A 12,549-nucleotide genomic window follows, 5' to 3' on the forward strand; every position below is an offset into this window, starting at 1 on the left:
GGAGTATGGCCTGTGCGGATGAAGGTTTTTTCCGGCTTGATGTTTGGTTACTTTGCATCTAAGGTAAAGTAACTCGTCGCTGCGCCCAAGAGCAGGCTGACTTCAAAAGAAGCACTAACGCTCAATGAAGTAAAATTCACTCCCTGTCCTAAACTTCTTTTGTGCGAACAAAGGAAGCAAAAGTCGCCAGCTGTTTAAATTTAAATACTCTGCCTTGCCTTTATCTCCAGATACCGGTTTATGGTATTGATGGTCAGGTTCTCCGGCGCTGTGAGGATGGATTGTATACCATGCTTGGCCAGCTCTTTCACGATGAGTTTCTTATCGTTGGCAAACTTTTCGGCAATGGTTTTTACGTAGATATGCTCCACATCGCCGGCGGGTTTTTCACTGAGCGATGTCAGTTCGGTGTTTTCAAAAAACACGACCAGCAGCAGGTGGAACTTAGCTATCCGCTTTAAGAACGGTAGTTGCCGCTGCATAGCAAACATACTCTCGTAATTGGTGAAAAATACTACGAGGCTGCGTTGTTTAAGTATCCCGCGAATAGTGGCATACAAGGCCTCCATATTGGTTTCCAGGTAACGCGTTTTCTCCTTATATAACACCTCGAGTATACGGTTAAGTTGCACGGGCCTGCGGTCGGCCGCTACTACCGAGCCTATCTTTTCGGCCACGGTGATCAACCCGGCCTTGTCTTCCTTCTTTAGGGCGACGTTTGATAAGGCAAGCGAGGCGTTGATGGCATAATCCAGCAGACTCAAACCGTTAAAAGGCATTTTCATGGCGCGCGATTTATCGATCACGCAATACACATGCTGCGATTTTTCGTCGGTGTAGGAGTTCACCATAAAGTTACCGTTACGGGCGGTAGCCTTCCAGTTAATGGTGCGATAATCATCACCCGGAACATAAGTTTTAACCTGCTCAAACTCCATGCTGTGGCCCAGCCGGCGGATTTTTTTTATACCATATTCGCTCAACCGGTTTGATATGGCCATCAGCTCGTACCTGCGCATCTGTAAAAACGAAGGATAGGTGGGCAGCGTTTCGGCTTGCTCAAAATTAAAGCGCCTGCTAATCAATGCCAGCGGCGAACGTACAAATACCCTGATCATACCAAAGGTATACTCGCCACGCTTGGTAGGGCGCAGGTTATAGCTTATGCGTTTAGGTATGCGCGGAGAAAGCGTTGTGGCAAACCATACATCGCGGCGTTGAAATTGTACGGGAATCTCATCAATTATGCCCGCTTTTATGTTAAACGGGTAAATACTTTCAACATAGATACCCAACTGGTTATCATCGCTGTTGCTCAGGCGTTCGGGCGCGTGGCGACGGGCAAATATTCCCTGGCTTTTATGGTATAGCAGCACAATATCCAGCAGCACAAGCAGCAAGAACAAGCCCAGCATTACATCCGGAATTATGCCCAGCCAGTTAAACAAAAACCTGAATATATACAGCATACCGCAAACAGCCAGCCCGGCAAATAAGCGGTTGGTTAAAAACAGGTTGGTGTAAAACAGGCCGAAAAACTTTTTCACGCTGGTAAATTATCTTGGCACTTCAATTTTGTGGATGATCTGGCCGATCACATCGTCGGTGCTCAGGCCTTCCATTTCCTTGTCAGGCGTAAGCATAATGCGGTGGCGCAATACGTGCGGGACTACCCAGATAACGTCGTCAGGTGTAACAAAGTCGCGCCCATTGATGGCAGCCAGGGCTTTTGCGGCGTTAATAATAGCCAGCGATGCACGTGGCGAGGCACCCAGGTACAGCGATTTATTATTACGGGTTTCAAACACAATGCGGGCTACAAATTCCAGTATCTTAGGCTCTACGTGAAAGCCGCGTACCTGCTCACGCAGGGCAACAATCTCCTGTGCCGAAAGTACGGGTTGTATATCGCTCAGCTGGTCGGCACGTTTATGCTGATGCTGGTTGGTAATAATGGCTATTTCTTCCTCAAGCGTAGGATATTTAACTTCTATCTTGAATAAAAAGCGGTCGAGCTGTGCTTCGGGCAGGCGGTAGGTACCTTCCTGCTCGATAGGGTTTTGGGTGGCTAACACCAAAAATGGCTCGTCCATTTTGTAGGCGGTGCCATCAATCGTCAGCTGGCGCTCTTCCATTACCTCAAACAAAGCCGATTGTGTTTTTGCCGGGGCACGATTAATCTCATCAATCAGGATGATGTTGCCAAAAATTGGCCCGTGCTTAAACTCAAATTCCGATGTTCGTGGGTTGAAAACAGGTGTACCCAAAATATCCGACGGCATTAAATCCGGCGTAAACTGTATACGGGAGTAAGCAGCATTAATGGCTTTAGCCACCAGTTTAGCGGTCAGTGTTTTGGCAACGCCGGGTACACCTTCAATCAGTATATGCCCGTCGGCCAGTATACCGGCAATTATCAGGTCAATACTTTGGTGCTGGCCTACAATTATTTTGCCCAGCGTATCTTTTATCTGGCCAACCGCGGCGTTAAGCTTGTGCAGGTCGGTACGGTTCTCAAATATTTCTTCTTCCATTTTAATGTCCTGATAAGGTATAAAATTTTTCTATCAATCTGTTCAGTTCTATCAGTTCAGCATCGCTGATGCTGGTTTGGTTAAATATAAAGCCAATGTAATCGGTCATCATGCGTATAAAAGCCGCATCAACGCCCGAGCGTTTGGTAAGCGCTTCTACAAATTCCGGGTCGAGCTTATTGGTTTTAATATTATACTTTTCGCGCAGCGATGTTAAAAAGTATATGGATTTTTTTTGAGCGATGTCAACATTGTTCCGGCGCTCGTAATACACCTGCCCAACGGTAGTTACAAAATCAACGGTAGCATTGGGTAAAGGTGTAACAATAGGTATAGCCCGCTGGCGGCGCTTAATGCCGTAAATAACAAAAGTAAGCAAGCCAAACAACGCGATGTATAATGCCATCCGTAAGGAGTCGTTCGCCAGTATGAAACGCAACGGTGTATCGGTACCGGCCATGCCCTGGGTATAATATTCATCCCAAAGAATGAGTTGAGGCTTGCCCAGATATGATAATGCCGTTGCCGCGTATTGCGCCCCCTGCGTTTTTAGTAAGCTGTAATTGGTAAAAACCTTAGGATTAGCCGAGAGATAGAGGCTGCCTTTGCCAAACCGGTATTTTATAAAGTTTACATCGCCTTTGTTATTTTGCCCGAGCAGTATGGCGCGGCTGCTGTCAACCATGTCAAAATAGTTGCTTACAGCGCCCTTGTCTACAAAGTATTGCCGCTCATTATCCAGTTTGGGGTTAAGAAAAGTGATATATTCCGATGGGTCAACCATCCCGAAGATACTGGCCGTGCTAACGTTTAAACTATCCTGAAACAATTTGCCATACGTTTCGGCTGCGATGAAAACATCATTGCCGTCGCGAATGTAATCCATCAGGAATATATAATCTTCTTCGGATGGGGCAACGCTGCTGGCTACTACAATATACGCCGACTGTTTGTAGGGATCAATGAAAAGCTCAAAAGGTGTTTGCCTGGTAGCATTTATTTTGGCGGATGGAAAGATGTCCTTTATCCGGTTGAAAGTTATAAACGTTCCATAAGGTTTTGTATGCCTATCGTTAAAGGTAACGGTCCAGTCGGTAGGTTTAGGTCGATTGTATTCGAGCACGGCATAGCCGATGACCAGCAGGCCTGCAATAATGAGATATATTTTAAGACTCCTCATTTAAAGCTGCTCCCTGAATTTACTGAATAACTGGTCAATATCGTTATACGCCTGCTCGTCGATATGGAAATTACCATACCATACGTACTCAAAACGGCGGGTTAACGAGCCAAAGGCATCGCGCTGCGGTTTTTGCGCAAGCTCATAATAATATGCTTTGTTCGTTTTGTCTATCTGCCATTGTATAAGCCCTTTATCGCTTAATTGCTTCAGGCATTTGAGATACAGTAAACGCACTGCAAGACGGTAGTTGCGGTTACTAACGGCTTCGTCCAACTCATCGTCAAAATTAATTTCGTGTATGTTTTCCAGTGATTCAACGTAAGGCAGCGACGTTTTTTTTGCGCCTTTACGCAAAAACATACCCACATCAATGCCAATAGCTTTTAATACGAGGAATATTACACCGGCAGCTATAAGTCCCAATATCAAATATTTAAGGATTACCAGCAATAGGGGTGAACGACCAACCTCGGCCGCAAGCATGTTCAACACCCAGGCCACAAACAGATTCCATAACGATAGTTCTTGCTTGGTTTGAGGATCTACGTACTTAAAGTCATCACTTTGGCTGTAAGTATTGATGGCTTCATCGCTGAATTGCCTTACCTGCACGGCAGAACTGTCGCGCGGCATTACCACCGGCTTCTTTTTGCCTTTTTGGGCGAAAGTAAAAACCGATATCAACATGAACAGGCCGAACAGCCAATATGCCAGCGCTTTTATCCGCATATTAATATTCCTCTTCAGGCTGATGGGTGGTGTCCGGACCTTTCTCACCAAGTGTATTAATGCGGCTTAAAATGCCTGTGCCTTCTTTTTGCTCCTCAAAACTGAAATAACATAAGGACATAGCGATAGCCATTAACGAGTAAGAAAGATAAATCAGGCTCAATAATAATGAGAGTACCAAAAGTATAGGGTACATTAAAAAGTCGAGCTGTAATAACGTTTTTGCCGCGATAACAATACCCATCGGCACACTTACTATAGCGCCGCTGAAACTGATAATTAACGATATCACGAAAATGATTCCAAATGTCATCCACCAATTGCCTTTTATCAACTGAAAACACTTGTTAAAGGCATGGCCGAACGATCCGTTCTCCATAATGATGATGGGCAGTATTAAACCGAATACAACGAACAAGTATACGCCGGGTAAAAGGCATAAAAAGCAACCGGCTATGCTGAGCAAGGTAACTACAAAGTACGAGCCTATCGAGCGGAAGAAGTAATATTTAAAATAACCCCAAACCTCAACTAAAGTAGGTTTTTCGCCATCGGTTTTATCTTTATAAACCGCTATATAGCAATAAGTAACTATAAAAATGCTTGTTGCAAATAAAAACAGGCTGGTATAGTTTATAAGCAGGTTTATAAAATAGTTGTCGCCATATTGGCTTGCAAAAACGTTGCTGGGGCGTGATGTCTCCTGCATCTTTGCCTCGGTCATACCTGCGTATAAATTGGCCAGGGTGATGGTGTTGATCACTATAAAAAAGCCGCAAATAACCAGCAGCGGTTTTATCAGTGCCTTAAAATTTTCGCGGATGAAGGTAAACGTATCGCTTATGGTTTCGCCAAAGTCGCGTACGCGGCGTAATTCAAAATGAGGTTTCATCAATATCAGTTTGTAACAAATTAAGCTTTCTGTTCAGCATTGCCGGGTACAGCAACACATACCATATAATAAAGGTGAACGAGGTGGCCAGTATAGCAACACTGGCGGCCATGGGCATTTCGGTATGGCGGGTTACATAACCCTCTAAAAAAGCGGCCACCAAAAATATAGGTACTATGCCGATGGCTATCTTAAGGCCATCAAGCGCACCGCGTTTAAGCGATACCAGGCGTTTGTAAGTTTTAGGGAAAAGCAGGCTGTTGCCCATAATCAACCCTGCCGCGCCTGAAAGTACCAGTGCAGAAATTTCGAGCGTGCCATGTATCCATATTACCAGTACGGATTGCAGCCCCAACCCTTTACTGAAGAAGTAGTATTGGAATGAGCCCAGCATCAGGCCGTTTTGCATCAGGTTATATACGGTACCCACCGAGCAAAGTATGCCCAGTGCATACATGCGTAGTTCAACAAAAATATTGTTGGCTGCAATGGCGGCAAACATCCAGCCCGAACTGCCAAATTTATACACGCCGAACGGGTCGCCTTTGGCAATGTTATCATTAGTCATGTTCACGTAGTCGTTGCCCAAAATAAGGCGCACGAAGGTATCGTCATACATGGCCGATAACATACCGATAAGGCAAAATGCCATAAAAAAAGCGAACGAGTATAGCAACTGCCGGCGGTGTTTATAGAAAATCAAGGGCAGCTCGGTTTGCCAAAACGTTACAAAACGGTTGGTTTTCTCTTTTTTGTTGCGATAAATGGATTGGTGAAATCCCGATGCAAGCCCGTTCAGGTACTGTGTGGTTTTTGAGTTTGGATAGAAAGTTTTGGCGTAAGCCAAGTCATCGGTGATGCTTATAAAGCTGTCAGCCAGTTCATCAGGATCTTTGCTCTTGTTGAGCTCGTACTGTTTCCAGCGCTCCGAATTTTGTTTTATAAACAGGGCCTCACGCATGTTATAAGCTTCAGGGATTTCGGTGTTTAAAATACCGATAAAAAATTAATCTGCAATAAAAATGCAACAATCTGCTATTTTTAGGCCATGCAAACCGTTACCATACAAACCACACAAAATGTAGGCATTGATTATGAAATAGCCGGCGTAGGCGACCGCGTTCTGGCCCGCATGATTGACTACGGTATTTTCATTGCATTAGCAATAGCAGGCGGTATAATCATGACCAGTGGTGGATTTGGTGATAGTATCATGGGATGGTACTTTATAGTTATCGGTACCATCTTTGTTTTGTACGATTTGATTTGCGAAGTGTTCTTTAATGGGCAAAGCCTGGGCAAGCGGGTAATGAAGATCCGGGTGATCAGTTTGAACGGAAAACGCCCAACCTTCGGACAGTATCTCATACGCTGGCTGTTCCGGATAGTTGATTTTATGATAACCGGGGTAATTGGCCTGATATGCGCCGCCGTAACAAAAAATGTGCAGCGCGTAGGCGATATTGTAGCCGGAACCACCCTTATACGTACCAAGCCGCGCACTACTATTGATAACCTGGTGTTTACACCTACGGTTGATACTTATGAGCCGGTATTTAAGGAAGCAGCGCAGTTAACAGATAGAGACATTGCTTTAGTTAACGAGGTAATACATACTTATTTTAAAACAGGTAATGCAACGTTAATATATAATATGGCCGGAAAAATAAAGCAGCATCTCGCTGTAAATCCGCCTGAGACGATGAACGATCTGCTTTTTTTGCAAACCATAGTTAAGGATTATAGCCACATGGTAACCATTAATGCGCAGCTGACAAATAGCTAAAAGGTATAGCGTTGATATTTCGCATGATCCAAAAGAGGGTAGTAATGGCAAAAAAGATAATAGGTGTTTTAGGGTGATAAAGCAGGTGCCATTGTTTAGGTTTGCCTGAAATATAAGAGCTAACCTTAAACAGCATGTGAATAAACAACATCGGTAAACTTAATACCAATAATAGGTTAAAATCACAAGCCTTGACAATTTCACCGTGCAACAATGCATGTAAAGCGCGCTGAGAACCACAACCCGGGCAATCAAACCCGGTTAACAGATAAAAAGGACATTTTGGAAATAGGTTGAACCGCAATGGATCAAAAATATAGTATATAAAAGCCACAGCCATAACAATAGCTATTGTTATGGCTGTAAGTATTTTATTTGAAGTTGTGGTAATCACACCAATTATGGTCTGCTCAAAAAAGCGCCGCTGAAGCCTAACACGACAAAGAACAAAATATATAATATCCAGAACACGATACCAACCCAAAAAGAGATCTTAGTCCATTTGCCTGCTTGTTTAGATGCGTTTTCAGCACCTATGTAATCTCCGGCATCAAAACGATTATTTACAGATGCGGCATTAACAATAGCAACTATCCCCAATGGAATACAGCAAAATATGGTTGCTAAAATTGATTCAACCAGCCAGTTCTTCGGCCTTAAGCCCGGTGTCTGACCAAAACCCGGCGATTGACCGAATGGTGAGTTAGGTTCCATAGTGTGAGATTATAAGATTTAATGTGGTTTATTAACCGCAAGGTAATTGTTTGGTTTTCAGAAATGAAAATTTTTATTCAAATATTCGCCAATGCCAAATTATTCGTAATTTTCTGCCCTTAAACTATTTGATTGTATACCCTACACCTTAACACATGAAAAAACTTATCCCAGGTTTACTTTTGGGCGTGTTTTGCTTATCAGCAAACGCTCAAAAGGCTGTTTCTCCGGCTGCAACGTACCTTAAGCCGTTTGGCAAAATAGAACAGGCCGATCTCGAACTCAAGAACTGCGATTTTGAACCCGATGCCAATGCCGAAGTGCTTTTTGACAAAGCCGACGTTTATTTTGACAACGATTTTAACATTGTTACCGAGCGCCATAAACGCATCAAGATATTCAACGTTAACGGAAAGAAGAATGCCGACATCAGGGTAGAATACTATGGCGGCAACCGTTTGGAGTATATAACCGACCTGCAGGCGCAAACCATCAACCTGGAAAACGGTAAAACCGAGATCACCAAGATTGATAAAAAACTGGTTTTTACTGAAAAGATTGATAAGATGCGTTCGGCGCTGGTATTCTCATTTCCTAATGTTAAACCAGGCTCGGTGGTTGAATTTAAGTACCGCCTCACCGCGAATTCCATCGCCGATTTTCCGAGCTGGTATTTCCAGGGTAAAATACCGGTACGCTACAGCCAGCTAACCACCAAGGTGCCTGAGTATTTTTACTACCGCCCGCAGCTGCGCTCGCCGCGTATGTTTACGGTTAATACTTCTACACAGGAGTCAGGTATGCTGGGTTCAGGTACACAGTCGTTAGGCTATACTATCAACGTTGATACAAGGGGTATGGCCAATGTACACTCGCTTAGTGACGAGCCTTTAATGCGCTCGGATGTGGATAACATGCAAAGCATCGTATTCGGGCTTAACACCGTGAGGCCGATAGGTGGTTTTGTTAAAACCTATGCCGATACCTGGCCCAAGGTTGGCGGTATTTTAGCTGATGATGAGGACTTTGGTAAACAGCTTAAACGTAAGCTGGAAGGTGAAGATGCCATTGTAAATAAAGCCAAACAATTCGCTACTGACGATGAGCGCATAAGCTACGTGTTTAATGAAGTTAAAAAGGTGATGAAATGGAATGATATCGATCGCTGGTTCACTAATGATGGTACCGTAAAAGCCTGGGAGAAAAAAACAGGTAACTCGGCTGAGGTAAACCTTATACTTTTTCACCTGCTAAAGCAAAGCGGTATTAAAGCTTACCCCATGATTGTTAGTACACGTGATAATGGCCGTGTAAACCCGTTCAGCCCTAACCTGCACCAGTTTAACCGTGCCGTGGTTTATATCCCGATTGATACTACCAGGCATTACGTGCTTGATGCAACAAACAAGTATAACCTTTTCAATCATATTCCTGATAACCTGCTTAACTCATCAGGCTTATTTATTGATAAGGAGAGCAACCAGTATGATATCGTTTTTCTACAAAATCTCGAGCCTATAAGGCAATCATTTTATGTAAACGTTGAAATTAAGCCGGATGGTAAAATGGTAGGCACCAACCAGGTGAGCAGCTATGGTTATAATAAGGTATCGCGCACGGCTAAATATAAAACCGACGGCGAAACCAAATTCATCGAGTACCTTAAAAATAAGGATAACAACCTGCGCATATCTTCCATAAAGTTCGAGAATATGGATATTGATACCCTGCCGCTGGTGCAAAGCATTAACTTCGACCTGGATTTGACCGGGTCCGACGGTAATTTTATCTACTTTAACCCTAACGTACTCACCATGACGAACACTAACCCGTTCCTCAGCGAGAACCGTTATACTGATATTGAATTTGGCTACCGCGATAACATGACCTTTACCGGTATGTACAAAATTCCGGCCGGTTACAAAGCCGAAACTTTACCTAAAAGCGTAAGCCTTACCACGCCGGACAAAAGCGTTGTGTTCCGCAGAATGGTAAACTTTTCAAACGACGTGATATCGGTACGTTACTATGTTGACCACCTTAAGACTACTTACTTTAAAGAAGATTATGCCGATTTTCGTGAATTTAGCCGCCAGATGTATGAAATGCTGAATGAGCAGATCGTGTTAAAGAAATCGTAATCCCACATGTTTAAGAGATTGTTTTTATTAGGTATGCTGCTTGCGGGCGGCATACCTGTTTTTGCCCAAAAAGTATCGCCGGAATTATATAAGGCTTCAACCATACCTGATTCTCTTAAAACGGACGCGGATGCTGTATTGCGTTACAAAAGCGAGGAAATTACCATCAGCACACCTGGCCGCAGAATACATAAGGCGCACTCGGTAGTTACCGTGTTAAACGAACATGCTATTGATGAAACCCGCATTATATTACCGTATGATAAAACCTCGTTCATCAATTCTTTCCAGATGATTGTTTATAACGCGGATGGTGGTGTCATTAAAAAATATAAGAAAAGCGATATGTACGACCGGTCGGCTATCGACAATATTTCCATAATAACCGATCAGCGCATAAAGGCTATTTCACATACGGTAGCCTCATATCCGCTAACTATCGAAATGATATTTGAGCTTGAGGATGATGGTATTCTGAGCTATGGAAGCTGGCAGTTGCAGGAAGCGGAACGTTCAGTGCAATACTCATCATGTACGTTTATTGTTAACCCCGCAGCCGGCTTACGCTATAACAATCGCAATACCACCATTAAGCCACAAAAATCAGTTATAAACGGTAACGATGTTTATAGCTGGAGCGTGTCAAACCTGAAGGCTTTTAAAAACGAAAAAGGGGTGCCCGAATGGTGTGTTGCGCCACGGGTTGATTTTTCGCCGGTTAACTTTTCTTATGATAATCGCCCAGGAAAATTAGATACCTGGGAAAATTTCGGCAAGTGGATTCAAGCGCTCAACAGCGATGTAAACACCCTGCCGCCTGCCCGTGCCGAAGAGTTCAGGAAAATGACTGCTAACTTTAAAACGGATAAAGAAAAGGCTAAATTTTTATACGAGTATTTGCAAAAGAACATGCGTTACGTGAGTATTCAGTTGGGTATTGGCGGTTTAAAGCCATTTGCCGCGAGCTTTGTCGACCAAAAAAAGTATGGCGACTGTAAGGCCCTTTCCAACTATATGTACGCTATGCTTAAAGCGGTGAACATACCGGCCAACTATGCCCTGATCCGGGCCGGCGAAAACAGCGAACCTGCTGATTTTGCATTTAGCCAAAACAGGTTTAACCATGCCATATTGTGTATTCCCTTTAAAAACGATACCACCTGGCTGGAGTGCACGAGTGATACACAGCCATTCGGTGTGTTAGGCACATTTACTGAAAACCGTAATGCTTTACTTATAACCGAGAGCGGCGGCAAACTGGTGAGCACGCCTAAAACCAAAGCCGCAAACAATGCCTTTAACAGCAATGTAAATATTAAGCTTAATGCTGATGGCAGCGCGGTATCAACCATAAAATTAAAAAATACCGGTGAGTTCAGGAGTATGATGCTTGGGGTTGCCGAAATGTCGGTTGATGAGCAAAAAGAATTTTTTATCCGGTATCTTAAAATGAAGCAACCCGCTGCATTCAATATTAAGCAAGCCGATGATAAGGATGGCATGAAAGAACTGGAACTGGAAATGGCGTACGATAAATTCAGCGATGTAATTGCCGGGCCGCGCCAGTTTTATAAACCGGCCGCGTTTGACCTTTGGGCATACACCTGCCCGGCGGAAGAAAAGCGCAAAGCTGATTTTTACTTTGACCATCCGTTGTTAAAAAATTGTGTAACCACCATTAGTTTACCCGAAGGGTTTGAGGTGGAGAACATGCCGGCTAATCAAACCTTAAAATTTGCCTACGGCGATTATACTCTGAACTACGCTTATGATGCAGCCAAAAATGAAGTGGTTAGCACGGCTAAATTTACGTTAAACAACCACATTATCCCGGCGGCAAAGTATACCGAAATGCAGCAATACCTGGATAACGTAGCGAAAGCGCAAAACAAAAAGCTGGTTATAAAACGCAAGGCGTAACTTTGCGCCGATGATTTTCAGGCTTGATGAACGTTTGCTGTTTCCGGATCCGGCCCTGGCCGAAGCGGATGGCCTGCTGGCCATAGGCGGCGATTTGAGTGCCGGACGATTGATGCTGGCTTACCAAAACGGCATATTTCCGTGGTATAGTGATGACACACCCATACTGTGGTACTCGCCGCACGAGCGCTTTGTGCTGAACCCGGCAACGGTAGTCATCTCAAAAAGCATGCGGCAGGTACTGCGCTCGGGCAAGTTCAGGGTAACATTTAATACTGCCTTTGCAGAGGTAATAAAGGCTTGTTCGCTGGTACCTCGCGAAGGGCAGGATGGCACCTGGATCACCGGTGATATGATGGCGGCTTACATCAATCTGCACCAACTGGGCAAAGCCCATTCTGTAGAGGTTTGGCAGGATGAGGCGCTGGTTGGCGGCCTGTATGGGGTAGAAGTAGGCAAGGTTTTTTGCGGCGAAAGCATGTTCAGCAAAGTAAGCAATGCTTCAAAAACCGCGCTTATTACACTCTGCAAAACAGGTAAGTACAGCCTTATTGATTGCCAGGTATATACTGAACACCTGGAAAGCATGGGTGCGGGCATGATCGGCCGCGATGAATATATGGCCATACTGCGGCAATAAACTGTTACCT

Annotated in this window: 12 protein-coding genes; 4 read left to right on the forward strand and 8 right to left on the reverse strand. The window is 44.1% G+C overall.

All coding sequences use genetic code 11. The annotated features are described in order from the left end of the window. Positions 1 to 200 precede the first annotated feature (200 nt). The 6 genes from ABD960_RS01515 to ABD960_RS01540 are packed head-to-tail and all read right to left on the reverse strand — an operon-like array spanning position 201 to position 6,299. Positions 201 to 1,547 (reverse strand): DUF58 domain-containing protein, encoded by a 1,347-nt coding sequence (locus tag ABD960_RS01515; RefSeq protein ID WP_345329097.1) that lies wholly within the window; start codon positions 1,545 to 1,547, stop codon positions 201 to 203. Positions 1,548 to 1,556: 9 nt separating this feature from the next. Then, positions 1,557 to 2,534 carry an AAA family ATPase gene (locus tag ABD960_RS01520; protein ID WP_345329099.1) on the reverse strand — a complete coding sequence of 326 codons (978 nt, stop codon included), beginning with the start codon at positions 2,532 to 2,534 and terminating at the stop codon, positions 1,557 to 1,559. A gap of 1 nt (position 2,535) precedes the next feature. After that, positions 2,536 to 3,714, reverse strand: coding sequence for a DUF4350 domain-containing protein (locus ABD960_RS01525; RefSeq protein WP_345329101.1), 1,179 nt, complete (start codon positions 3,712 to 3,714; stop codon positions 2,536 to 2,538). Beyond that, positions 3,715 to 4,446, reverse strand: coding sequence for a DUF4129 domain-containing protein (locus ABD960_RS01530; RefSeq protein ID WP_345329102.1), 732 nt, complete (start codon positions 4,444 to 4,446; stop codon positions 3,715 to 3,717). Position 4,447: 1 nt separating this feature from the next. Then, on the reverse strand, positions 4,448 to 5,338 hold the full coding sequence (locus ABD960_RS01535) for a glycerophosphoryl diester phosphodiesterase membrane domain-containing protein (protein WP_345329104.1): 891 nt from the start codon (positions 5,336 to 5,338) through the stop codon (positions 4,448 to 4,450). After that, on the reverse strand, positions 5,322 to 6,299 hold the full coding sequence (locus ABD960_RS01540; RefSeq protein WP_345329106.1) for a stage II sporulation protein M: 978 nt from the start codon (positions 6,297 to 6,299) through the stop codon (positions 5,322 to 5,324). The genes ABD960_RS01535 and ABD960_RS01540 overlap by 17 nt, the downstream gene beginning before the upstream one ends. An 87-nt stretch (positions 6,300 to 6,386) precedes the next feature. Between ABD960_RS01540 and ABD960_RS01545 the strand changes: the two genes are divergently transcribed. Then, positions 6,387 to 7,124, forward strand: a complete 738-nt coding sequence (locus tag ABD960_RS01545; protein WP_345329108.1) for an RDD family protein — start codon at positions 6,387 to 6,389, stop codon at positions 7,122 to 7,124. On the opposite strand, the gene ABD960_RS01550 is transcribed toward ABD960_RS01545, so the two are convergent. Both ABD960_RS01550 and ABD960_RS01555 read right to left on the reverse strand, forming a co-directional pair. Beyond that, the gene (locus ABD960_RS01550) at positions 7,099 to 7,518 is read right to left on the reverse strand and encodes a DUF2752 domain-containing protein (protein WP_345329110.1); all 420 of its coding nucleotides are present in this window, start codon (positions 7,516 to 7,518) and stop codon (positions 7,099 to 7,101) included. The genes ABD960_RS01545 and ABD960_RS01550 overlap by 26 nt on opposite strands. 5 nt (positions 7,519 to 7,523) lie before the next feature. After that, the gene (locus ABD960_RS01555) at positions 7,524 to 7,838 is read right to left on the reverse strand and encodes a CD225/dispanin family protein (RefSeq protein ID WP_345329112.1); all 315 of its coding nucleotides are present in this window, start codon (positions 7,836 to 7,838) and stop codon (positions 7,524 to 7,526) included. Positions 7,839 to 7,993: 155 nt separating this feature from the next. Here ABD960_RS01555 and ABD960_RS01560 point away from each other — a divergent pair, with 155 nt between their 5' ends. From ABD960_RS01560 to aat, 3 genes are read left to right on the forward strand one after another with little or no spacing between them, the layout of a single operon-like run. Further along, positions 7,994 to 9,979, forward strand: a complete 1,986-nt coding sequence (locus ABD960_RS01560; protein ID WP_345329114.1) for a DUF3857 domain-containing protein — start codon at positions 7,994 to 7,996, stop codon at positions 9,977 to 9,979. Between the two features lie 6 nt (positions 9,980 to 9,985). Then, the gene (locus ABD960_RS01565; RefSeq protein ID WP_345329116.1) at positions 9,986 to 11,899 is read left to right on the forward strand and encodes a DUF3857 domain-containing transglutaminase family protein; all 1,914 of its coding nucleotides are present in this window, start codon (positions 9,986 to 9,988) and stop codon (positions 11,897 to 11,899) included. A 10-nt stretch (positions 11,900 to 11,909) separates the two neighbouring features. After that, complete coding sequence (aat, locus tag ABD960_RS01570; protein ID WP_345329118.1) at positions 11,910 to 12,539, forward strand: leucyl/phenylalanyl-tRNA--protein transferase; 630 nt, start codon at positions 11,910 to 11,912, stop codon at positions 12,537 to 12,539. Positions 12,540 to 12,549 lie beyond the last annotated feature (10 nt).

It is taken from the genome of Mucilaginibacter defluvii (assembly GCF_039543225.1).
GTDB lineage: Bacteria > Bacteroidota > Bacteroidia > Sphingobacteriales > Sphingobacteriaceae > Mucilaginibacter > Mucilaginibacter defluvii.

What these genes read in the sequence shown, in the direction of transcription:
- ABD960_RS01555 (WP_345329112.1), bottom strand. Translation starts at nt 7,838, where the DNA reads ATGGAACCTAACTCACCATTCGGTCAATCGCCGGGTTTTGGTCAGACA.
- ABD960_RS01535 (WP_345329104.1), bottom strand. Translation starts at nt 5,338, where the DNA reads ATGAAACCTCATTTTGAATTACGCCGCGTACGCGACTTTGGCGAAACC.
- aat (WP_345329118.1), top strand. Translation starts at nt 11,910, where the DNA reads ATGATTTTCAGGCTTGATGAACGTTTGCTGTTTCCGGATCCGGCCCTG.
- ABD960_RS01520 (WP_345329099.1), bottom strand. Translation starts at nt 2,534, where the DNA reads ATGGAAGAAGAAATATTTGAGAACCGTACCGACCTGCACAAGCTTAAC.
- ABD960_RS01545 (WP_345329108.1), top strand. Translation starts at nt 6,387, where the DNA reads ATGCAAACCGTTACCATACAAACCACACAAAATGTAGGCATTGATTAT.
- ABD960_RS01540 (WP_345329106.1), bottom strand. Translation starts at nt 6,299, where the DNA reads ATGCGTGAGGCCCTGTTTATAAAACAAAATTCGGAGCGCTGGAAACAG.
- ABD960_RS01560 (WP_345329114.1), top strand. Translation starts at nt 7,994, where the DNA reads ATGAAAAAACTTATCCCAGGTTTACTTTTGGGCGTGTTTTGCTTATCA.
- ABD960_RS01525 (WP_345329101.1), bottom strand. Translation starts at nt 3,714, where the DNA reads ATGAGGAGTCTTAAAATATATCTCATTATTGCAGGCCTGCTGGTCATC.
- ABD960_RS01565 (WP_345329116.1), top strand. Translation starts at nt 9,986, where the DNA reads ATGTTTAAGAGATTGTTTTTATTAGGTATGCTGCTTGCGGGCGGCATA.
- ABD960_RS01530 (WP_345329102.1), bottom strand. Translation starts at nt 4,446, where the DNA reads ATGCGGATAAAAGCGCTGGCATATTGGCTGTTCGGCCTGTTCATGTTG.